The sequence below is a fragment of the Streptomyces virginiae genome (assembly GCF_041432505.1).
GTDB classification, from domain to species: Bacteria; Actinomycetota; Actinomycetes; order Streptomycetales; family Streptomycetaceae; genus Streptomyces; species Streptomyces virginiae_A.
In genome coordinates this window covers 19,393-40,348 of the sequence record NZ_CP107874.1, presented here as the reverse complement: position 1 = coordinate 40,348, position 20,956 = coordinate 19,393, and the positions used below count along the sequence as shown (strand labels likewise).

Here is a 20,956-nt window from a genome sequence, read left to right as displayed (position 1 = left end):
GCGGAAAAGATGGCTGGTAGGCCATCCGAAACGAGGAGCAGCCCGTGACCGAGACCGCCGCCACCTTCGCCGCCGTGTTCGCCGCCCTGTTCGTCGCGCACTCCGTCGGCGACCACTGGGTCCAGAGCTCCCACCAGGCCGCCCACAAGGGCGAGAACGACCGTGTCGAGGGCCAGTCCAGCCGCGCGGGCCGGATCGCCTGCACCATGCACGTCCTCGGCCTGACCCTCACCAAGGCCATCGCCCTGGCGGCCGCGGTGCTCGTCCTCGACCTCCCGGTCACCGGCCTCGGCCTGGCCGCCGGCCTCGGCATCGACGCGGCGAGCCACTGGTGGGCGGACCGTCGATCCACGCTCGCCTGGCTCGCCAAGCTCACCGGCAAGGCCGAGTTCGCCAGCCTCGGCACCGGCGCCCACCCGGCCGCCCCGGTCACCGCGAAGGGCACCCCCGCCGCCCACCTCGGCACCGGCGCGTACGCCCTCGACCAGTCCTTCCACCATGCCTTCCTGTTCATCGCCGCGCTTCTCATCGCCGCCCTCTAACCGGACAAGGACAGATCCACATGAGCGAATACACCCCCACCGACATCACGCCGCCCGAGCTGCGGCCGTCGGTCCTGGCCCACCAGGTGCCCGCCTGGGCCGAAGCAGCGCGAACGCCGGCCGACGTGCACGACTGGCCCCAGCGACAGGCCGACGCCCTGGTGCGCTTCGAGTTCGACGAGCGGGGATGGCCGATGCACCCGCAGGGCCGCACCGGCCGGGTCGGCCGGAACCTCGGCAAGTGGGGCGAGAACGCCGCAGCCGACCCGATCGTCGTCGCAGGCACCGGCCAGGACCGCAGGGTCCTGCTGATCACCCGGGACGACATCCACGTCGAGGCGATCCCCGGCGGCATGGTCGACCCCGGCGAGACCGCCCCGGCGGCCCTCGTCCGCGAGCTCCGCGAGGAGACCGGCGTCGACCTCTCCGACCACCGCCCCGTCATCCTCGGCCAGGACCTCGTGGACGACTGGCGCAACAGCGATCACGCCTGGGTGGCGAGCACTTCTGCCCTCTACCTGCTGCCCGCCACGGTGACCGCCATCGCCGCCGACGACGCCCTCGACGCCAACTGGTGGGAGTTCGGCACCCTCGACCAGCTGGACGCCGCGATCACTGCCACCGGACGCACCCTTTACACCGCGCACCGCCCCCTTCTCCAGCGAGCCCTGGACCACCTCAACCAGCACGAGCACGGCCTGACCTGACCGGCCAGTCGCCCAAACCCGCTAGATATCCCGAACCCACTCAGGAAGGACTTCAGTGGACCGCAATCCGAAGCTCAGCCTTACCGAGGAACTCCAGGCGGCCATCGCCATCGTCCGCATCGGCCTCGACCGCATCCGCGACGCGGCCTGCCGCACCGAGGACATCGGCCCCCACGCCGCCGGCCTCCAGGCGCTGTACGACCCGGCCAACCTCAGCGCCGGTGTACTGGCCGCCGTCGCCGACGTCATCGGCACCATCAACATGTCGATGTCCGACGTCGACCACGACGACATCGAGCGCGTCACCGAGCTGCTGGACGAAGCCCAGGGCACCGCCCAGGACAGCACCGGCGAGCGCATCCGCCACGCCCTCGACCTCCTGGAGCCGCTCCTGCAGCGCTGCGAGGAGTGCGGCAAGCAGCAGCCGGACGTCCAGGTCATGGCCGACCCGTTCTCCACCGCGCTCTACCCGGACGAGCCCAACCACCGGCAGATTCCCCTCTGCCCGCCCTGCGCCACCAAGCGATTCGAGGAGAGCTGACCCATGACCATCCGCATCATCTCCTTCGGCTACGGCCACGGCCCGGTCCCCACCGCCGACGTCGTCTTCGACCTGAGGGCCCTGCTCCGCAACCCGTTCCAGGACCCCGCGCTCAAGCACCTCACCGGCCTCGACCAGGAGGTCTACGACCACGTCATGAACACCCCCGGCGCGGACCGCCTGGCGCTCAACGCCGTGGCCACCGCCCGGGGCCTGGCCGAGGACACCGGCGCCGACGTCACGATCGCCTGGGGCTGCACCGGGGGCCGGCACCGCAGCGTCGGCCTGGCCCGCGCCGCGTACGAGATGCTGCGCGCGGTCGGCGACGAGGCCACCATCGAGCACCGCGACGTCCACCTGCCGCTGCTGCCCGCCGGGCTCCACAACCGGGTCCGCCACACCGACCCCGAGCCTCCGCACGAGACCGACATGCTCATGGTCGACCTGGACGGCGGCCGGGGCGGTCCACTCCCGGACGACATCGCCTGACTCGCCCCACACCGTCCACCCCGCACGACAAGATGGAGCCCGGGGCCGCTGGTATCGGCCCCGGGCTCCGCCCTTGAAGGGAAGCACACATGCCCACCTCCACCACCGGCTCGTCCGCGAGGGTCCGCCGGATCTACGACGGGCACGCCGGGCTCTACGCGCCCAGCGTCGTCACCGAGGCCGCGGCACTCCTGGACGCCTACCTCGCCACCGCCGACCAGCACGGCCTCGACCAGAAGGCCGCGGACTTCGACGGCTGGCTCGCCCTGGCCGCCGCCGAGGCGGTCTCCCGGAAGTACGGGCGCCCGGCGACCGAACGCACCTCGGCCGAGCTGTACGAGCTGCTGAACCACCTGCGCACCGCGCTGGCCGCCGAGGGCCTGGAGGTGGTGACCACCCCCGTCCGCATGGGCGTCGGCATCGCCCCCGTGCCCGGCGGCCCCACCTGGGGCACGGCCGGAGGCCTGGCCGTCGCGCTCTACACCGACAGCGGCTGGGAGCTGATGCTCAACTCCGCACACACGACGGCCCACACGATCCACGCCCCGGCCACGAAGGCCGGCGCCACCGAGGTCGCCCAGCTCGTCCACGGAGTTCTGCGCGGCGACGTCGCCGACCCGTTCAGGAAGAACCGGTGAGCGCCCGCCGAAGGCCGTCCCGCGTAGGACACTCGAACCACCGACCGAAGGAGGGGCCGTGACCGCACAGCCTGAGCACCACGATGCCGTCCCGCCGATGCGCACACTCGCCGAGCTGCGGGCCGCCCTGCGCGTCTGGGGCTTCCCGGCGGACCTCGCCACGTTCGAGCGGGAGCTGTCGGAGGCGGACCTGGACGACCTCGGCCGGGTCCGCGAGATCACCCAGGCATACCGGCACCGGGTGCTCCTGCGCTTCGACCCGCAGGCGATGGCCGCGCTCGGCCGGAGCACCGAGGACGTCACCGACGAGCTGCGGCGCAAGATGAACGAGGCGGGCGCCCGGTGACCCACGCGTTCCTCAGCGACGCCGCCGAGAAGATCCTGGCCGACCTCAGCCGGAGCGAGCAGGCCGCCGTCGAAACCGTCCGCCGCGCGCTGGAGGACGACCCCGACCCCCACCACGCCCGCGGACTCCCTGACGCCGACCCCCGATCCGAGACGTACGTCATCGAGCTGCTGCCCGAGCAGACCGCCGGCCGCGGCATCAGCGTCGTCTACCGCTACAACCAGGACATGGACGCCGCGCTGATCCTGTGGCTCATCGCCGGACCCTGACCCACGAACACCGAAGCGACCCCCGGCAGGGAATCGGCCGGGGGTCGCTTCATGCCCGGAGGTGGTCGGACCGGTGCCGCCCGCTCGTTCAGTGTGCGGACCCCGGGCTGGCTATCGGGCGGCCCCTCCATTGCGGCGCCTGGCTTGGGCGCACACGTCGGTGCCCCCTCTGACCTGCACGTGTCACGCGGACAGCTTGTAGTTGCTTTAAGGGGCAGACGCGGAGCGGACAGCACCGCCATCGTGGAGGAGAACAGAGATGGATCCTGCTCTGGTTTTAGGGGCGGTGACTGTGGCTCTGGGCTACCTGGTGAGACTGCTTCTCCGCTGGATCAGGGAGCGGGGAGCGGTCCGCAGGGCAGAGCTGGCCCAGAGCGGGCTGTCAGATCGGGTTCGGCTCCTGCCCGCTGGCAGCCGGCTGGTTGAGAAGGATCGCGAGCGTCAGGTCGAGATCATGGTCGGTTTTGCCGACAACCCGAGCGAAGCGAGGTGACGTGACCGAATCCCCGGCAACTGCCGCGCACGTGCAGACGTACGCGGTTCGCCGCCTTCCCCGCGATGATTTCGACAGTCTTTACAACCTGGAGATGCGGGCGGTGACGGTGCACCTCATACACCGCGGTGCTACCCCTTATGAGGCGGCCGATGCGGCGCACGAGGCGTTCATCGAGCTGCTTCCGGACCGTTGGCGCGTCATCGAGCACCCTCGGGCTTACCTACGCAAGGTCGCGTGGACCAAGTACTTGCGCCAGTCACACCACGTGGAGTCCCCTGCGGGCTTCGTGCCGGACCGCGTCGGCGGCACCTGCCCGATCAGCGAGGTGATCCTCACGGAAACCCAACAGCGAATCGTCCGCGCGATCCAGCAGTTGTCCCCCGCGCAGCAGGAAGTCCTCGCGTGGCAGATGGACGGATTCGCCTACGGGGAGATCGCCGAGTTCACCGGGAAAACCGAGATGGCCCTGCGTACGAACGCCAAGCGGGGTCGAGCCAAGTTGAAGGAATTGCTTGGACTCGCAGGGCCCGGCCACAGCCACACCGAGGAAGGACCTTCGGATGAATGACCCCCTAGCCACCGGCACCGGCACCGGCACCGACACCGACGACCTCCTCGACGTTCTCCTTCTTACACACGCAGAGGAGCTGCGCAGCACTGTGGCCCGGTCTCTGCACACCGAGGCGGGACTCGAGCAGCTGAGTCCCCTCAGGGCCGCAGAGGATGAAGCCCGGCTCTCCAACATCGACGTTGTCCAAGAGATCGCCACTGAGTTCGGGATGCAACCCGCCGGAGAGAGTCCGGCAGTGCGGGAGCTTGTCGACATCATGGGGAAAGAGCTGGCAGCGATCTCGAAGGTGACGGGGGAGCTCTGGCGGCTGAAGGCGTTGGAGCTGACTAGGTACAGCCTGAAGCACCTCGAAGCAAGTGTTCATGCTCTGCTCGACTACGAACGCTTCCTGCGATCCATCCGCCGCGAGTTCAGGTACGGCGTACGCATGGATCGGCAGAGGGTTCTCCAGCCGCTCAACGGGTACACGGCCCAGCTCTCCGCGCTGACGGACGTCCTATGGCGCAACGCCACCTCAACGACAGGGGCTCAAGCACAGCTCTGGGCGAGCATCGCGTGCAGCATCGGCGAGCGAACCGGTGTGGGGGAGAGTCTGTGCGCCAGAATCGAGTGGATTTTCGACCGCTCTGACGAGTTTCAGGAGGTCACCTCCTGACCCGTCCGAGCGCCCGGCTAGTCCAGACCGCCGAGGGCGGAAGGCCCCGTGCGCGGGATCTTGCCGGGGCGGGTGGCTGGTGTCACCCGCGAGAATTTCTTGGAACTCGGTGTCGTCCGGAGGGGCGGTTGCACGCACGAGAGGGGTGAAGGGCCGATCGCAGGATGGCTGGCCCCGCCCCAAGGGGGAGTGTGTGAACGTCAACGTGCCGCTGTACTGCCTCGGCTGCTCCGACGAGTCGGACCGCCTGAAGGTGGTCTTCCCGACTGCTGCGGACGGCGGTCCGGTGGAGACGCCGACCGGTCTCTACGGCGACCAGGACCGGTGGTGCCGGGCCTGCTGGGTCTACAAGGCGCCCTTCGAGCGGTTCGAACTGCTCTACGGCCGGCGGCTGCGGAAGTACACCCGCAGCCGTCTGCACCACCTCCCCGGTGGTGCGCGGGAGATGGCGGTGGACGACGTCAGCTCCGAGGTCATGGAGGTGCTCTGGCGGAGCCGGGACCGGATCGTACTGCCGGAGCGCGCCATGTACCGGACGGCCCTCCTGATCGCGAAGCGGCGCTTTCCCATGTCGCCGAAGGAGGCGCCGATCGACGCCTGCAGCGCCGAGGACAGCATCGCGGAAGACGCCGAGGACCCGATGGATGAGGTCATCAACCTCATCCTGCTGGAGGAGGAGCTCAAGAAGCTCCCGCCGCGCACCCGCCAGTACCTCTACGACCACAAGGGCCTGGGCGAGTCGGCCGAGGAGGTCGCCGCCCGCCACGGGGTCAAGAAGAGCACGGTTACGGAGAGCAGTCGACGCGGCCTCGCGGCGGTCCGCCCGAAGTTCGCCGACCTCCCGCACTACCTCGCGCTGGGGGCTGCGATCCGTCAGATCATCGAGTGGCTGCTGCTGTTGCTGTGGGACTGATGTCGGGGGACATGGATATGTCAGCGGTTGGCGACACGTGAGGTGTCAGTGACTCTTGATCGCCGGGCGGTCTGGTCTCATCCCTGGCGAGCGAATTGGTCGAGGGCCTTGAGTACATGGGCTCGGGTCGTATCGCTCCCCAGATGGCCTGCGTTGCCGACGACGGTCAGCTGGGCATCGGGCCAGGCGCGGGCGAGTTCCCATGCGGTGTCGAGCGGGCCAGCCAGGTCGAGCCTGCCGTGGACGAGCACGCCTGGGATACCGGCCAGGCGGTGCGCATCACGCAGGAGGGCGCCTTCCTCCAGCCAAGCGCCGTGGGAGAAGTAGTGCGAGCAGATGCGGACCAGGGCCAGTTGCGCGGCCGGCGGGCGGTCGCCGTACGGGTTGGAGGCGCCGTTCGTTTCCCCGGACAGGACCGCGTCTTCCCAGGCGCACCAGTCGGCTGTGGCCTTCTCCCGTACCGCGGGGTCCGGATGTTCCATCAGGTGTGCGTAGGCCGCGACGATGTCACCGTCCCGTGGTGTGCCGCCGGCTCCTTCGAGGAAGCGTTCCCACTGCTCGGGGAAGAACCGGCCCGCACCTCGGTAGAGCCAGTCGATCTCGGAGCGCCGGGTGGTGGTGACGGCGGCTATGACGATCTCCGACACCCGCTCCGGGTAGGTCTCGGCGTAGGCCAGGATCAGCGTGGAGCCCCACGAGCCTCCGTAGAGCAGCCAGCGGTCGATACCCAGGTGCTCCCGCAGCCGCTCCATGTCGGCGATCAGGTGCCGGGTGGTGTTGTGGCGCATGTCGGTCGTGGGTTCGCTTGCGTGGGGGGTGCTGCGGCCGCAGCCGCGCTGGTCGAAAAGGACGATCCGGTAGAGGTCAGGGTCGAAGTACTGGCGTGCCCCGTTTCCGCATCCTGATCCCGGTCCGCCGTGGACGACGAGGGCGGGCTTGCCGTCCGGGTTGCCGCAGACCTCCCAGTACACGAGGTTGCCGTGGCCGACGTCGAGCATCCCCTTCTCGTACGGCTCGACCGGCGGGTACAGCTCGCCCATCTTCCAGACCTCCTGGCAACCAAATGCAGCATGAACAAGGCCTTGTAGTAGACAACATGGCTGAGGTGACACCGTCGGCGACTCCGGCCCCTGCCCGATCGGCTGGCTGGGTTCTCGGCTGGTCACCGACGGTTGTCAGGCGGCCCAGCGCGGAGGGCGGTGATCCGTGGCACGTCTGTGGTGGCCGCGGCTTCGTCGTACGCGGCGAGGGTGCGGTAGAGGGTGGAGCGGCCGACGCCCAGGTGCGTGGCGATGGCGGTGACCGACTCCTTCGCGTCGCGGCGGCGGAGTGCGACGGCGAGCATGTCGCCGTCGATCGCGGGCGGGCGGCCGCCGTGGTTGCCGTTCGCGGCGGCGGTGTCCAGGCCGATCAGGGTCCGCTCGTGGATGAACTCCCGCTCGACCTCGGCCATCGCGGCGAAGACTACGAAGAGCACCTTCCCGGCGCCCTGCGGGTCGTACATGCCGGACAGCGGGCCGCCGAGAATTTCCAGGCGGTGGTCGCGTTCGGCGAGGTCCTGCGCGCTGGTGATGAGCTCGATCATGTTGCGGCCGAGGCGGTCGAGCATGGTGACGGTGAGGGTGTCGGCCGGGCGGAGGTCGGCGAGGGCGGTGTTGTACTCGGGGCGGATCTTCTCGCGGGTGCCGATCTTCTCGACGTAGATTCGGACGCACCCGGCCTCTTTGAGGAGGCGGACCTGTCCGGCGAGGTCCTGGCCCTTGCTGGAGACGCGGGCGTAGCCGATGCGGTCGCCGGAGCGCGCGAGCGCGGCGCCGATGGCGAGGTCGGGTTCGGGGCCGGGCTGCCAGGGCCGGCCCGGGCCGCGGGCTGCGGGGATGCGGATCGCGGGTCCGGACTTGAGCGCGGGGATCTTGCCGTAGCGGCCGGTGTGGTAGTCGACGGCGACGACGCCGGAGTTCGCCCGGCAGGGGGAGCCGGGCGGTGCCCCGCACCGCGGGCACGGTTCGCGCTCGACGAGCTCGGCGCGGGCGATCTCGTCCAGGTCGACGTCCACGTGTTCCACTCCCGCCCGGCCGCTCGAAGCAGCCCGTCCCGAAAACGCATCCCGCATCGTCGTGCCCGCCCGGAGTTCCGGGACGCCTTTCGGGACGGGTTCCCGTCGCGGGGCCCTGTCTCGGGCGGCCGTCCCGGAAACGACCGATTCCGGGACGGCGGACACCCTGCCTGCTCTAGCCGCTGGAGCGCGGCGCCTGCAACCGGTTCGGGGTGGGTTCAGCAGTTCGAGCGGAGACGGTGTCGCAGGGGTGCCGGGGCGGCGACATCCCACTGACACTTCGGACCGTGGCGAAGATCGCGGCGGAGGTGCGGCGTACGGCGGTGGCCCGGCTGGAAGAGCTGCGGGCCGACGGGGTACTGACGGCCGGGCATGTGCGGACCGTCGCGCAGAGCACCGGGGTGAGCGAGCGCACCGTGTGGCGGTGGCTGTCCTCTCCGGCCGCCCGTCCCGTACGGCAGTCGCGACCGCGCTACCTGCTGAGTGAGACCGACCGCGAGGCGTTCGCGTTCTACCGGGGCAACATCGCCGCCCTGCACCGGGCGCGGCAGGCCGTGCTCGCGGGGGACGGCACGACGGCCGGGGCGCCGGTGCCTCCCTTCCTCTCCGAGGGGTGGGCCGGCGGCCGCCCGGTGACGCTGCGGACGTTGCAGCGGGCGTTCGGCCAGGAGCTGACCCCGGCCGAGCAGGCGGCGTGGCGGACCGGCGAGTCCGGCCGCCGGGCGGCCGCGGTGTACCTGAAGCGCCCGGACGCGCTGCGTGGCCGGTGCTGGGAGATGGACCACAAGCAGCTGCCGCTCGTGGTGCTGCCGCCGAAGGGCAAAGCGATCTGCCCGTGGATGACCACGGTCGTCGACGACGGCACCCGCGCCCTGCTGGGCTGGGCCGTCGCCATCACCCCGACGTCGGGGACGGTGTTCACCGCGATGCGCATGGCCATGCTCCACGAGCCGGAGGCCTCGCCGTTCGGCGCCGTCCCCGAGCGCGTCCGCATCGACCAGGGCCTGGAGTTCGCGGCCGATGATGTCGAGGCGGCCCTGGGCACCCTCGCCGTGGTCATGCACCGCCTTCCCCCGTTCCAGCCGCATCGCAAGGGCAAGGTGGAGCGGCTTAACCTCACCATCGAGCAGATGCTGATCTCCCAGCTCCCCGGCTTCACCGGCGGCCCCCGCGACGCAAGCGGGAAGCTGTACGGCCCGGTGAAGGATTCCGTCGCCGCCAAGCAGGCCGCCGGGGAGGCCAGCGGCGAGGCCGGCGGGCCGATGCGGATCGAGCGGTTCGTGGACCGCTTCGCCCTGTGGGCCCGCTGGTACAACACCGAACGCCCGCACCGGATGCTGGGCGGCCGCACGCCCCTCCAGGCGTGGATGGAGGACCCGGCGCCGCTGCGGCGGATCGGCTCCGACCGGCTGCGCCACCTCATGCTCGCCTCCACCGACCGCACGATCCAGAAGGACGGCATCAGCTTCCAGTCCCTGACCTACGTCGCCCCCGAGCTGTACGGGCGCGGCGGACAGCGGGTCCAGATCCGGTACATGCCGCACGACGACCGGCAGATCGAGGTCTACGCCGGCACCGAGCACCTGTGCACCGCCTACCCGACCGGGCAGCTCACCCCCGAACAGACCGAGGCCTTCCGCGAACACGCCCGCGCCGAGGCCAAGCGCCTTGGTGCCGAGCGACGCAAGGCCGCAAAGCGGGCCCGCCGTGAGCTCGCCCCGATGACCGGCGACGGCGCCACCCCGGCGGAGTCCCGGCTGGTGAGCGCAGCCGACGGACGAGCGCGCACCCAGCACGACCGCGACCAGGCGCTCGCCGCCAAGGCCAGCACCAGCCTGCTCGGACTGACCGACCCCACCGCAGACCCGGAGAGCTGATGCCGCGCCACTTCGTCGACCTGGACGGCGCCGCCGCCCTGCCCACCGGCCACTTCCAGATGACCACCCGCATCGTCCGCGACCTCGTCGCCAACGCGGCCACCGGCGTCGTTCACGGACCGGCCGGCACCGGCAAGACCTTCGCCGTCGAAGCCGCCCTCGAAGCCCTCGATGCCCTACCACCCACCCAGCGGCCGCAGGTGTGCGTCCTGACCTTCCCCTCCCGCCCGACCATGCGCATGATCGCCGACCAGCTGCTGCGCGAACTCACCGGCACCGAGACACCCTCCTCCCGCAACCGCTTCGACCTCACCACCAAACTGACCGGCCTGCTCGCAACCCCGATGCGGCTGATCGTCGTGGACGAGGCGCAGCGTCTGACCGGCGACTGCATCGAACTGCTGCGCCACCTCCACGACCACCCCCGCACCCGATTCGCGCTCCTCTACGTCGGCGGCGACGGCTGCTGGGAGGTCCTCTCCAAGGAGCCGATGCTCCGCTCCCGGGTCTTCCGCCGTCTGCCCTTCCAGCCGCTCAATCCACAGAAAGTGCCGGCCCTGATGCGCCGCTACCACCCGATCTACGCCGAGGCGGACGACGCCCTGCTCCTAGACGTCGACGCCTCCTACGGGCACGGCACCATGCGCGACTGGGCCGTGTTCACCCACACCGCCGCCTCCCTGTGCACGGAGCAGAACCTGACGACCGTGGACGAGGACACCGTGCACAACGTGTACGCCCTCCTCGGCGGCGGCCTGCGTGACTGAGACCCTCCCCGGCACCGACCCGCTCTCCCTGCCCGCCCGGCCGTGGCGGACCGTTTACCTGGTCACCGACGCCTTCGACGAGGTGAACGTGACCCGGCGCCTGGCCGCCCTGGAGTCCGCCCAGTGCGTCGTCGTGCGCCCCAACCCCGTACGGTCCGCGTCCGATCTGGTGTGGGACGTCCTGACCGCCGCGGGCAAGAACCCGGCCGCAGCCCGCACCAACCGCCTGACCATCGACAGCGCATGGGCGGCCGCCGCCGCATGGCTGGCCGCCGCACGCACCACGCACATCGTCGTCGAGCGCGGCCACCGCCTCTCCGAGAAGGAGGCCGTCCGCCTGGCCGAGCTCGCCGACACCGTCGACGCCACCCTGTGGCTGATCTGGTCCTCACCCCGCGACGCGACCAAGATGGGCAACGCCCTCGAAAGCCTCGGTCACTCCCGTCTCCACGGCCGGCGCGGCAAGCTCCCCTCGGGTGGACCCAACCGGCCCCTGCGCGTGATCTACCTGGACGACTTCTACCGGCTGCTGCCCCTGCCCGATCCGGCTACCAGCCTGGCGCCGAACCCCGACGAGGACCCCGACCCCGACGACGACTGGCCGGCCCTGCCCGACGCGGACTTCCCGTTCTTCCTCGCCGTCTGCCGCCGACGCCTCGCCGCCGACACCTTCGACCAGCTCAACCACGTGTACCGCTCCGAGGCCCAGCGCACCGACCAGTTCGTCCGCCGTCACCCCCACGACCTCGCCGCCCCCCGATCCGGTGACTTCGCCCGCGGCCTCAACGCCTACCTCCGCGACGAACGGATCGGCCCCGCCACCAGCCCCCGGCTCGCGCTCATCCGCCTCCGCGCCATCCAAGCCGCCCTCCTCAGCCGCGGCGTCCTCCTGCGCTGGCAGCCCGCCAGCCTCGGCCCGGCCCCGGCCGACCGCCTGCCGACCTGGCTCACCCCCACCATCTGCCGGGCCCTGCGCGCAACCGTCGCCACCGACGCGGCGGCCGCCACCGTCCTGGCCCTGCACCTGTCGGCTGCGCCCGACCGGTTCTCCCACGTGCTGTGCCGCAACGTCGACGAGGACGGCCACTACCTGTACCTGTCGACGTTCGGCGACAACGCCGTCTACCTGCGTACCGACTGGGCCGCCGAGATCGACCGCCGCGAGGACGACGAGTGCCCCAGCTACGGACACACCACCGGCAAGACACCCCTGCCCCCGTACGCCGCTGAGATCATCGCCGCCCAGCTCGCCCACCGCCGCGCGGAAGGCTCCGGCACCCGCGGCCACCTCTTCGTCAACTACCAGGACCCCGCGCTCCCCGCCTCCGAACGCACCCTGACCGAGCTCACCCTGCGGACCTGCCGCCGGATCGGCGTCCACCCCCACTGGCTCCACCGCGGCGCGTGCCGTGAGGACGGACAGATCGGCGCTGGCCCCACCCCCCACACCGACTGGATGACCGCACGCCGTCTCACCGTCAGCGTTCTCGACGACCAGGGAGGCGACCTGTGAACCGCTGGTACCAGGCACCGCCCCGCAGGCGGCAGCCCCGCGGCTGGGGCACCGAAATCCGCCGTCGCCTCCACAGCGCGGGCATGACCAGCTGGGAACTCGCCGACCTCCTCGGCGTCCACGAGAACGACATCCGGCTCGACGCCCTGCCCAACCAGCCCCTGCACGTCGTCCTCGAACTCGCCCGGTGCCTGGACCTCCACCCCGCCGACCTCACCCCGTTCGCCGAAGAGGTCTACCGCCTGCCCCGCCACCACCAGATCCAGCAGCCCCACGACCCCGGCACCGAAGCCGACGCGACCGCCGTCCTCAACGCCCTCGCGCACGCCGGCCGCCCGCTCACCGCCGACTACCTCGCCGAGTCCCTGCACTGGGACATCGACCGCACGATCGAGGCCCTCGACCACGCCTGGGCAGCCCCCGGCCTCGGAGGCCCGTACGCCCTCCGTCGGGTCGCCCCCGCCCACTTCACCCTCGCCCCGCGCATGGACGTCCTCACCGACGAGCAGATGAACGCGATCCACCCCGGCAACCACACGGCGACGTGGCGCAACCCCAACGGCACACACCGTCGGCCTCTCCAGCGCGACGTCCTCAGCGACCTCGACGCCACCGTCCTCTACCAGGCCTGGCACGACGGTTCTGTGACCGCCGACGAGGACGGGCCCTGGGCTCATGCCGTCGCCGGACTCATCGACGCCGGACTCCTCACCGTCACCACCGACGGTGCCACCGTTCTGGCCGACGACGTCCAGTACAGCCTCCGCGCCATCGACACCGACGACGTCAATCCCTACTGACACCCGTCATGTCGCCGACCACTGACACTTCCTGTCGTCGGCCACTGACATTCGTCTGTCGTCCGACAACGTCCGCCAGACGTGGTGGACCTACCGACTAAGATCAAAAACAGGGCATGTACAAAGGGGGTTACCCTCACGGGTAACCCCGGCCCCGGCCGGTGAACAGCAACAGCACAAGCGCACAAGGTGCGTAGGGAAGTCGGGGGGCGCCGGTGGCGTGGGTGACGGAGATCAGCGCGGACGAGCAGGTCGACTACCGGCTGCGCAGGCACGCCGGATGCGGTGTGGTCGAGAGCACCGGCGCCGTGGTCGACGCCGACCAGGCCGTCGACCTCGACTCACCGGATCCCGCTGTCCGCTACCGTCTGCAATCGGACGGGGTGCTCGTCTGGATGGGGACCGGCCTGGACTCGGTCGGTCTCACCGAGGGCCAGGCCCTCGACCACGAGGGCGAGGAAGCCGCCCGCCAGCTCATGAAGGGCTGCCACCCAAAGACCGGCGCCCGCCTCGCGGGATCGGCCACGTCGGTCCGCGCGCACGAGTTGGCGACGCTCACGGTGGCCCCGCTGGTGAAGGCGATCGAGGCCGCCGCGGCCGGCGCCGGGGTGGAGCCGGAGGCGCTGCTGGACGGCAAGCCGTACCAGCAGAAGAAGCTGGGCCAGCAGCAGCGGATGGTGAACCGCAAGGGCGAGGCCCACCGCCTCCACGTCGAGACCCTGCACAAGCTGGCCCGCGCTGCCGGCCTCGACCTCGCCGACGTCTACACCGCCGCCGAGCTGGCGACCGCGCGGGAGCACCAGGACCTCCGCGTCGACTCGCGCGTGCGCGGCTGGGACCTGGTCCTCGACCTCCCCAAGTCGGACAGCGTGCTCGCCGGCCTCATGGGCGAGCTGGACGAGGTCGACTACCGGGCGATCGTGCACCGGGCGAAGGCGGAGACGTTCCGGCAGCTGGAGCGGTGGATCGGCTACGGGGTCGGCAGCGACGACGGCCGGCCGGTCCGCCTGGCGACGGGTGGTCTGGTCGGCTGGTCCGTCGAGCACCGCTCCGCCCGCCCGATGGGCGACGGCGCCCCGGGGGACCCGCACCTGCACCTGCACGTCGTCATCGCCAACATGGCGCGCTGCACGGACGGCAAGTGGCGCTCGGTCGCCAACTCCGGCAGCGACCTCTACCGTCACGCCAGCGCCGCCGACGCCTACTTCAAGGCCCGCGTCAGGTCGCTGACGTACGAGCGGTTCGGCGTACGCCGCACCCAAACCGCGACAACCGGCGCGTGGGAGGTCGACGGCATCCCCGAGCAGCTGCGCGACGCCTTCTCCCGCCGCTCGGCGATGGTGACCGAGGAACTGGGCGAGGACGCCACCCGGGAGGACCAGCAGCGCCTGGCCGCCGAGACCCGCCGCGCCAAGCACCAGGCGGACGCGACCGGGATGCGGGAATCGTGGCGCGAGCGGGCGGAGGCCGCCGGGGTCGACGTCGACGCGATGGTGGCCGCCGCGGCGCCCGGCGGGCCGGGCCCGGACGGCGGCGCCACACTCGCCGGCCCAGGTGGCGGTCCGCGGATCCCGCCACCGGCTGACATCGCCGCCGTGGTCTTCCACCCGGAGAACGGGGTGACCGCCACGAAGAAGAGCTTCACCCGGGCCGAGCTCCTGGCCGCCGTCGGCAACGCCCTGCCGTACGGGATCGGCGACGACCCGGCCGCGCTGGAGCGACTGGCCGACGACGTGCTGCGCGTCGAGGGGTACGCGGTGGCCCTGCCCCACGTCGGCTCCACCGTCATGAGCAGCACCGACCGGTACACCACCGCCGACGTCCTGGCCGCCGAGGAGACCGCCATCGAGCAGGCCACCGCCCGCTACGGCGACGGCTCCGTCCGGCTGACCGCCGCCCAGGCCGAGGCGGCCATGAGCGTCTTCTCCGTGGCGGCCGGGTTCGAGCTGTCCGCCCAGCAGCGGCAGGTCGTCACGCGCCTGCTGACCGCCGGGCACGGCGTCGAGGCCGTCATCGGCGTGGCCGGGGCGGGCAAGTCCACGTTGATGGACGCGTGCCGGATCGCGTGGGACGCCACCGGCACGACGTACGCGGGCGCGTGCCTGTCCGCCGTCGGCGCCAAGGGGCTTGAGGACGCCTCCGCGATCCCGTCGCGCACGGTCGCGTCCTGGCTGCAGCAGATCGAGAGCGGCCGGGGTCTGACCGGGGTCGACGTCCTGGTCCTGGACGAGGCGGTGATGACCGACGATCGCTCTGCCGCCAAGCTCCTCGCCGAGGCCGCCCGCACCGGCACGAAGCTCGTCGCGATCGGCGACCCCAAGCAGCTTCAGGCCGTGGGCGTGGGCGGCTGGTTCCGCGAGGTCCACCGGCTGGTCGACGGCGAGGTCCTCACCGAGAACCGCCGCCAGGAGCACGAGGCGGAGCGGGCCGCGCTGGAGGTGTGGCGGACCGGAGACCACCAGCGGGCGCTGGAAATGCTCGCCGCCGGCGGCCGGGTCCACGCCGTCGCGACCGCCGACGAGGCCCGCTCCGAGATGCTGATGGCGTGGGACGAGCTGCGCCGGGTCTGGCCCGACGAGCAGGACCTGGTGGAGAACCTGGTGGTCCTCGCCGCGCGCAACGTGGACGTCGACGCGCTCAACTCCGGCGCCCAGCAGATCCGGCGGGCCGCCGGCGAACTCGGCGCCGAGCAGACCTACGCCCTGCCGGGCGGGGGCTCCCTCAGCCTCGCCGAGGGCGACCTGGTCCGCGTCCGCGTCAACGACTACCGCTCCCGCCGCGGCGAAGGCCCCGACGTCCTCAACGGGTACCGCGCTGTGGTGACCGCGATCCGCGAGGACCGGCACGTCGAGATCACCTGGCGGACCAAGGACCGGAACCCCGACGGCAGCGTCCGGACCGAGTCGGCGTGGATGCGGCCGGACGACATCGGCGCCGGCGCCCTGTCCCTGGGCTACGCGATGACCGTGGCCGCCTCCCAGGGCCTGACCTGTCACACCAGCCTGCTGTACGGGCACGGGGCGAACGCGTTCGCCACCTACCCGGGCATCACCCGCGCCCGGCACGCCAACCACCTCTGGCTGCCCCTGGAGGTCATCGAGGACCAGCGCACCCAGCAGCTGCTCGGGGCCGCCCGCTCCGAGACCGAACAGCTGCACCGCGCGGTCTCCGCGTTCGCCCGCTTCCTGGGGCAGTCCCAGCCCGACGGCATGGTCTCCGACGAGCTGCGGCCCGCCCCGGAGCCCGTGGCAGTGCCGCACCAGGTCGAGGCCGAGCAGGTCCGGGCCCGCGAGAACGTCGAGGCCTCCCTCCAAGAAGCCCGGCGGGTGGTGTCCGCGCGGGCGGCCCGGATGAAGTCGACCTCCACCCAGGGCTCGACCGAGGACTCCCGGCGCCGCCACGCCGAGAAGCAGGCCCGCCTCCAGCAGCACCAGGAGCCGGCCCTCGGAGAGCGCCAGGAGCACGGCGCCGAGCCGGACGTCCCGGACTGGAAGGTCCGGCCGTACGGCAGCCGTATCGACACGGCCCTCGCCGACGACCTCGTCTACTTCCTCAAGAAGGTGGAGGCGTACGAGAAGAAGGCGGCCGCGGCCCGCGCGGCCCACCAGGTCCTGGCCGGGCGGATGGAGCAGGAGCGGGCCGCCGGAGCCAGTCGCGGCCAGCAGTGGGCGCGCGACGCCGGAGTCGTCCTCGACCAGGCCGTCGCGCACCTGACGACGGCGTTCGAGGAAGCGGGCCGGGCACGGGTGGCCGACGCGCAGGCCAAGCAGGCCCGGGAGGTGATCCTGCCGGACATCACCCGGCAGCTGCAGACGTCCCGGATCGCGCTGCGGCTGGCCGGCAGCAGCAGGAAGGAAGTTCAGCAGCTGCACGAGCACTACCTCGGCCAGGCCATCGGCGGCGAGGACGAGCAGGCCCGCGCACGGCGGGCCAGCGACGACGCCCGCCTGGCCGCCTGGGAGGCGGTGAAGTCCAGCCCGTACGCCGATGCCCTCGGCGCGACCGGACATGCGCCGGCCCTGGACGTCCTCGCGCAGCGGCTGGCCGACATGCGCCAGCAGCGGGTGCCGGAGCAGGCCCAGGCCAAGGACGCGCTCGACGAGCGGAAGCTGGGCGAGCACCACGGCGTCGTCCAGGCCGCGATGCAGGAGGCCACGAACTGGCGTGGCCACGCGGCTCTGGCGCAGGCCGAGCAGCAGCGGCGCCGGATCCTCGCCGAGACGCACCCCGACTTCCACAAGGCCGAGGCCGCGGCACGGGTCTTCCGCGCGCGCCTGGCCGAAGCCCAGCAACAGCAACAGAAGCGGCAGGCGTCGGCCGCAGCCCCGGCAGCGGCGGCGCAGGCACCACAGCAGAAGGGACCCCGGGTACGGCCCTGATCGGCGCGGGGGCGGTAGGCACAGGAAGTTCTGCCGTCCCCGTCGTCTCGGGAGGGTGTCGTACAGAAGTAGTCGGCGTGCTGGGACCGGCAGGACGACCCCTTGACCACCAGGTCACAGCAGCCCCGCAGCTCCAGCCGGGCCGGTCTGGAGGCAAGTTGTAGGGCTAGTTGTGGAGCAAGCTGGAGAGCAAGTTGAAAGGCAGGTTGTAGGGCAAGTTGTAGAGCAAGCCGGACGGAGTCGTCGGCGACGGCCGCAGTCTGCGCCGCCGCCCCGGCCGCGAAGGAGACCTCTCACCACGGCTATTGCGTGGACAGAGAGGTGTCGTCCTCCGATTCGGGCTTGCCCACGGGGTCTGACCTGCCGGAACGCGCCCGCTCCGGTTCCGGGGGGTCCCACTCCCGGTCACACCTCCGGTGCAACGCCTAGTCCGCCTCTGCAACCACCCCTGCAGACAACCTCCGGTGCAACTCCCAGCGCTCCGAGGGACCCTGGGCAAGCCTGCGAATCGACGGCCAGACCCCCCTTGCCCGCCATGGAACCCTCGCCGGTCAAGGGGTTGCCCTCCTGTCCTTCGCAGGCTTGCCCAGCACGGTCCGTCAGCTGCGGGGCCCCTCCCCCAGCGGCCGGCGCCCGGACGAGGCGGAGGTCGCCGACGCCAAGTCGGACGCGCGGAGCTCGTCCTGGGCGGCCCGCTCTGCGGCGGTCCGCCGGGGGGCCACCGGCGACTCCTGGTCGACGACGGCGGGGACCGGTCCGTGCCCAAGCGGGCGGCGCATGGTGCTCATCGCCGAAGTGTCCCAGCCGCGCAGGACGTCCCCGCCTATCGGGTAGCCGCGGACGGGGTCGGGTGCGGCGGGGGCTGCACCGGGTTCGCCGACGCCTGCCCGAACCCCGGCGTCAACAGCAGCGCGAGCACCGTGACGACGGCGGTCGCCGCCGCGATCGAGGTGCCCAGGTCTCCACGGCCCTCGGCTCCGTGGGCCGTACGCCCGGTGTACCTGAAGACCGAGAACCCCACGGCGAGGCCCACGAGGATGAGCAGGGCCGCCAGCGGCGCGATCTGGATGGTCACGAAGTCCTCCTGCATTCTCCGCCCGAACAGGGCGACTTGTCCGTGCCGAGCAGCACGACGCCATGTCACCAACAGAGCCATGGGAAGGGCGATCCCGGAACTTCGCGAGGCTCTAGGCTCGGCCCCATGGCGAGGACAACGAGCGCGGCGATGCGCGAGCTGATGGAGCTGTCCGGGGCGTCGCAGGCCCAGGTCGAGCGGTGGCAGAAGAAGGGATTCGTACCAAGGTTTCCGCGCTCGTACACCGGCGGCGGGGGCAGTCGGTCCGTACTCACCGACGAGATCGTTGAGCGCGCCCGAATGCTGGCCGACTACGCTCGGCAGGGTGCATCGGACCGCAGCCCGATCTCTCTGATCGCCACGCTGACCGAACCCGATGTCGGGCTTCTGCGGGAGGCGGTCGTCGAGAGCATTACGGCGCTGCACCGGCGGTTGGGCATGGATATCGAGGCCGCGTCGCCCGAACAGGCAGCGAATCTGCGGCTGGCGGCAGCCGACCAAAAGGCTCGTCGTCAGGGGCGCATGTGGACCCTGCGGGACTTCGCCGAGGGGCCGGTCAAGGAAGGCTCGGCACTGCCTCTGGCCGAGTTGCTGGCCCTACTGAACCGGGACAGCGACGATGAGATCGACCCGGGTGACCTGGACGAAGCGGTCGACGTCGTCATGAGGATGCTGCGGGTCTCCGGGCCAGATACTGGGCCCGGGATTCCTCTCATGTCGCTGCTGGAGGAACCGGTCGAGGGGGCGGTCACAGATGCGCGGATGGTGTTCCCGCCCGGCGCGGCCGAGCAGGCGCGGGCCGAGATTCGCAGATTGTTGCTCGCTGCCCCGACGTTCAACGCTGAGTGCGAACTGGTCCGGGCAGCGCCGGCGGACAAACTGATCCGGGCATGCCGCCTCGTCCCACAGGCCCGGCGGGTTCAGATCATCGCCGTGTCGTCCGCGCGTATCGCGTACCTGCGGCACACCGGTGAGCTGACGGCGGAGATGTTCAGTGGGTGGCACGACCTGGGCATGTCGTACGCCGACATGCAGCGGATGGAGGCACATCCGATGTGGAAGCGGTGGGGCAAGATGCTCGCCGGCGGAGGGGTGAAGGACAGCGCAGACGGCCACCGCATCGCGGTCTGTCTGGAAGACCCCGCTCTCCTCGACCAGCTGGAGGCATACATCGCCTTCCTGGCGTCGTTGATCCCAGCTCGGGCCCTACACCGATTGGCGTTCCATCAGTTCCAACCCGGAGAAGCGCGGATGGCCTTGGAGTGATCTGAGATCGGCCCGGCAATGCGGGGCTCGGCCTGGATCCAGCCCAACGGCACCTGTTCAGAAACCGATCCCTTTCCGCACACACCCGCGACACGCCCGGGACGGCCGTTCCGGGACCAGTTTCGTTGTCCAGAAAGGGCGTTCAGAAAGTCCTGGCGTCCAGGAAATCGGGCACCCCGGTTTCTGTACGGTGACCGGCATGAGCAGCCTCGCCCAGTGGGCCGACGCCGGCGACGACGTCCTCGAAGCCTTCCCCCCCAACCTGACCGGCGTCCTGGTCGGCTACGCCCGGGTGTCCACCAAGGGCCAGCTCCTCGACCGGCAGATCCTCGCCCTAGAGGGTGCCGGGTGCGCGCGGACCTTCGCAGACAAGCTGTCCGGGAAGAACGCCGAGCGGCCCGAGCTGTGGAAGGCCCTCGACTACGCCAGGCCCGGCGACACCCTCGTGGTGCCCTCCCTCGACCGGCTCGGCCGCTCTATCCAGGACCTGATCGCCATCGTCTCCGGCCTGCGCAAGCGCGGGGTGGGCTTCCACTCCCTGCACGAATCCCTGGACACGACCACCCCTGGCGGCAGGCTCGTCTTCCACGTCTTCGCCGCGCTCGCCGAGTTCATCCGGGAGCTGATCATCCAGGGCACCCACGAGGGCATCGCCGCCGCACGCGCCCGCGGGGAACGGATCGGGCGCCCACCCTCGATGAACGCCGAGCAGGTCCGCCACGCCCGCGCGATGCTCGGCGACCCTGAGGCGACCATCACTTCGATTGCGAAGCTCATCGGGGTCTCCCGGACCACCCTCTATAAGTACGTGCCCGAGCTCGGCGCCGGCGGGCGCCCCGTCATCGGCGCCCAGGCCGCGCCCGCCGTCGAGTAGGGCCGGAGCTGAAGGTCTCGTGATCCCACCCGCGCAAACAGGCATCACCAAGTGACGCCTCAGACCCTCAGATGTCCATGATCGATCTCATCGATACTGGCTGCTCCGTTGGTCCCCAAGGCCGGTATCGGAGAGACCCGCCACTCAAGCCCCAACCATGGCACGCGATAGCGCCAGTGAGT

22 protein-coding genes are annotated in these 20,956 nt (G+C 71.1%); 18 read left to right on the top strand and 4 right to left on the bottom strand.

The features are described from left to right. Positions 1-44 precede the first annotated feature (44 nt). The 11 genes from OG624_RS43345 (at position 45) to OG624_RS43295 (ending at position 6,167) form a co-directional block, all read left to right on the top strand. Positions 45-542: a transcriptional regulator gene (locus tag OG624_RS43345; protein WP_331718504.1), complete on the top strand. Its 498-nt coding sequence runs from the start codon at positions 45-47 to the stop codon at positions 540-542. Positions 543-562: 20 nt separating this feature from the next. Then, entirely contained in the window at positions 563-1,249 is a 687-nt protein-coding gene (locus OG624_RS43340; RefSeq protein WP_331718503.1) for an NUDIX domain-containing protein, read from the top strand. 55 nt (positions 1,250-1,304) lie between these two features. After that, positions 1,305-1,790 (top strand): hypothetical protein, encoded by a 486-nt coding sequence (locus OG624_RS43335; RefSeq protein ID WP_331718502.1) that lies wholly within the window; start codon positions 1,305-1,307, stop codon positions 1,788-1,790. A 3-nt stretch (positions 1,791-1,793) separates the two neighbouring features. Then, on the top strand, positions 1,794-2,279 hold the full coding sequence (locus tag OG624_RS43330) for a RapZ C-terminal domain-containing protein (protein WP_331718501.1): 486 nt from the start codon (positions 1,794-1,796) through the stop codon (positions 2,277-2,279). An 89-nt stretch (positions 2,280-2,368) separates the two neighbouring features. Further along, complete coding sequence (locus tag OG624_RS43325) at positions 2,369-2,917, top strand: hypothetical protein (RefSeq protein WP_331718500.1); 549 nt, start codon at positions 2,369-2,371, stop codon at positions 2,915-2,917. 58 nt (positions 2,918-2,975) lie between these two features. Further along, positions 2,976-3,263 (top strand): hypothetical protein, encoded by a 288-nt coding sequence (locus tag OG624_RS43320; RefSeq protein WP_371640994.1) that lies wholly within the window; start codon positions 2,976-2,978, stop codon positions 3,261-3,263. Continuing rightward, a complete protein-coding gene (locus tag OG624_RS43315; RefSeq protein WP_331718498.1) occupies positions 3,260-3,532 on the top strand; it encodes a hypothetical protein in 273 nt (90 codons plus the stop codon). The genes OG624_RS43320 and OG624_RS43315 overlap by 4 nt, the downstream gene beginning before the upstream one ends. Before the next feature lie 259 nt (positions 3,533-3,791). After that, positions 3,792-4,025, top strand: coding sequence for a hypothetical protein (locus OG624_RS43310; RefSeq protein ID WP_331718497.1), 234 nt, complete (start codon positions 3,792-3,794; stop codon positions 4,023-4,025). Position 4,026: 1 nt separating this feature from the next. Beyond that, complete coding sequence (locus OG624_RS43305; RefSeq protein ID WP_331718496.1) at positions 4,027-4,596, top strand: RNA polymerase sigma factor; 570 nt, start codon at positions 4,027-4,029, stop codon at positions 4,594-4,596. Further along, a complete protein-coding gene (locus tag OG624_RS43300) occupies positions 4,589-5,254 on the top strand; it encodes a hypothetical protein (RefSeq protein WP_331718495.1) in 666 nt (221 codons plus the stop codon). Before OG624_RS43305 ends, OG624_RS43300 begins: the two co-directional genes overlap by 8 nt. Positions 5,255-5,447: 193 nt before the next feature. Next, entirely contained in the window at positions 5,448-6,167 is a 720-nt protein-coding gene (locus OG624_RS43295) for an RNA polymerase sigma factor (RefSeq protein ID WP_331718494.1), read from the top strand. 77 nt (positions 6,168-6,244) lie between these two features. On the opposite strand, the gene pip is transcribed toward OG624_RS43295, so the two are convergent. Both pip and OG624_RS43285 read right to left on the bottom strand, forming a co-directional pair. After that, a complete protein-coding gene (gene pip, locus OG624_RS43290) occupies positions 6,245-7,207 on the bottom strand; it encodes a prolyl aminopeptidase (protein WP_331718493.1) in 963 nt (320 codons plus the stop codon). Positions 7,208-7,329: 122 nt separating this feature from the next. After that, positions 7,330-8,223, bottom strand: coding sequence for a recombinase family protein (locus tag OG624_RS43285; RefSeq protein WP_371640993.1), 894 nt, complete (start codon positions 8,221-8,223; stop codon positions 7,330-7,332). Between the two features lie 287 nt (positions 8,224-8,510). Here OG624_RS43285 and OG624_RS43280 point away from each other — a divergent pair, with 287 nt between their 5' ends. The 5 genes from OG624_RS43280 (at position 8,511) to mobF (ending at position 17,559) form a co-directional block, all read left to right on the top strand. Next, positions 8,511-10,100 carry a Mu transposase C-terminal domain-containing protein gene (locus OG624_RS43280; protein ID WP_331718491.1) on the top strand — a complete coding sequence of 530 codons (1,590 nt, stop codon included), beginning with the start codon at positions 8,511-8,513 and terminating at the stop codon, positions 10,098-10,100. Continuing rightward, complete coding sequence (locus OG624_RS43275) at positions 10,100-10,867, top strand: ATP-binding protein (RefSeq protein WP_331718490.1); 768 nt, start codon at positions 10,100-10,102, stop codon at positions 10,865-10,867. Before OG624_RS43280 ends, OG624_RS43275 begins: the two co-directional genes overlap by 1 nt. Next, positions 10,860-12,380 carry a hypothetical protein gene (locus tag OG624_RS43270; RefSeq protein WP_331718489.1) on the top strand — a complete coding sequence of 507 codons (1,521 nt, stop codon included), beginning with the start codon at positions 10,860-10,862 and terminating at the stop codon, positions 12,378-12,380. The genes OG624_RS43275 and OG624_RS43270 overlap by 8 nt, the downstream gene beginning before the upstream one ends. 83 nt (positions 12,381-12,463) lie before the next feature. After that, complete coding sequence (locus OG624_RS43265; protein ID WP_331718488.1) at positions 12,464-13,180, top strand: hypothetical protein; 717 nt, start codon at positions 12,464-12,466, stop codon at positions 13,178-13,180. Between the two features lie 224 nt (positions 13,181-13,404). Then, a complete protein-coding gene (gene mobF, locus OG624_RS43260; RefSeq protein ID WP_371640992.1) occupies positions 13,405-17,559 on the top strand; it encodes a MobF family relaxase in 4,155 nt (1,384 codons plus the stop codon). 599 nt (positions 17,560-18,158) lie between these two features. Here the strand turns inward: mobF and OG624_RS43255 are convergent. Together OG624_RS43255 and OG624_RS43250 are read right to left on the bottom strand one after the other, a co-directional pair. After that, positions 18,159-18,347: a hypothetical protein gene (locus OG624_RS43255; RefSeq protein WP_371640991.1), complete on the bottom strand. Its 189-nt coding sequence runs from the start codon at positions 18,345-18,347 to the stop codon at positions 18,159-18,161. 35 nt (positions 18,348-18,382) lie between these two features. Then, the gene (locus OG624_RS43250) at positions 18,383-18,634 is read right to left on the bottom strand and encodes a hypothetical protein (RefSeq protein WP_371640990.1); all 252 of its coding nucleotides are present in this window, start codon (positions 18,632-18,634) and stop codon (positions 18,383-18,385) included. A 126-nt stretch (positions 18,635-18,760) separates the two neighbouring features. Here OG624_RS43250 and OG624_RS43245 point away from each other — a divergent pair, with 126 nt between their 5' ends. Then, positions 18,761-19,900 carry a hypothetical protein gene (locus OG624_RS43245; protein WP_331718485.1) on the top strand — a complete coding sequence of 380 codons (1,140 nt, stop codon included), beginning with the start codon at positions 18,761-18,763 and terminating at the stop codon, positions 19,898-19,900. Between the two features lie 199 nt (positions 19,901-20,099). Further along, complete coding sequence (locus OG624_RS43240) at positions 20,100-20,774, top strand: recombinase family protein (RefSeq protein WP_331718527.1); 675 nt, start codon at positions 20,100-20,102, stop codon at positions 20,772-20,774. Positions 20,775-20,956 lie beyond the last annotated feature (182 nt).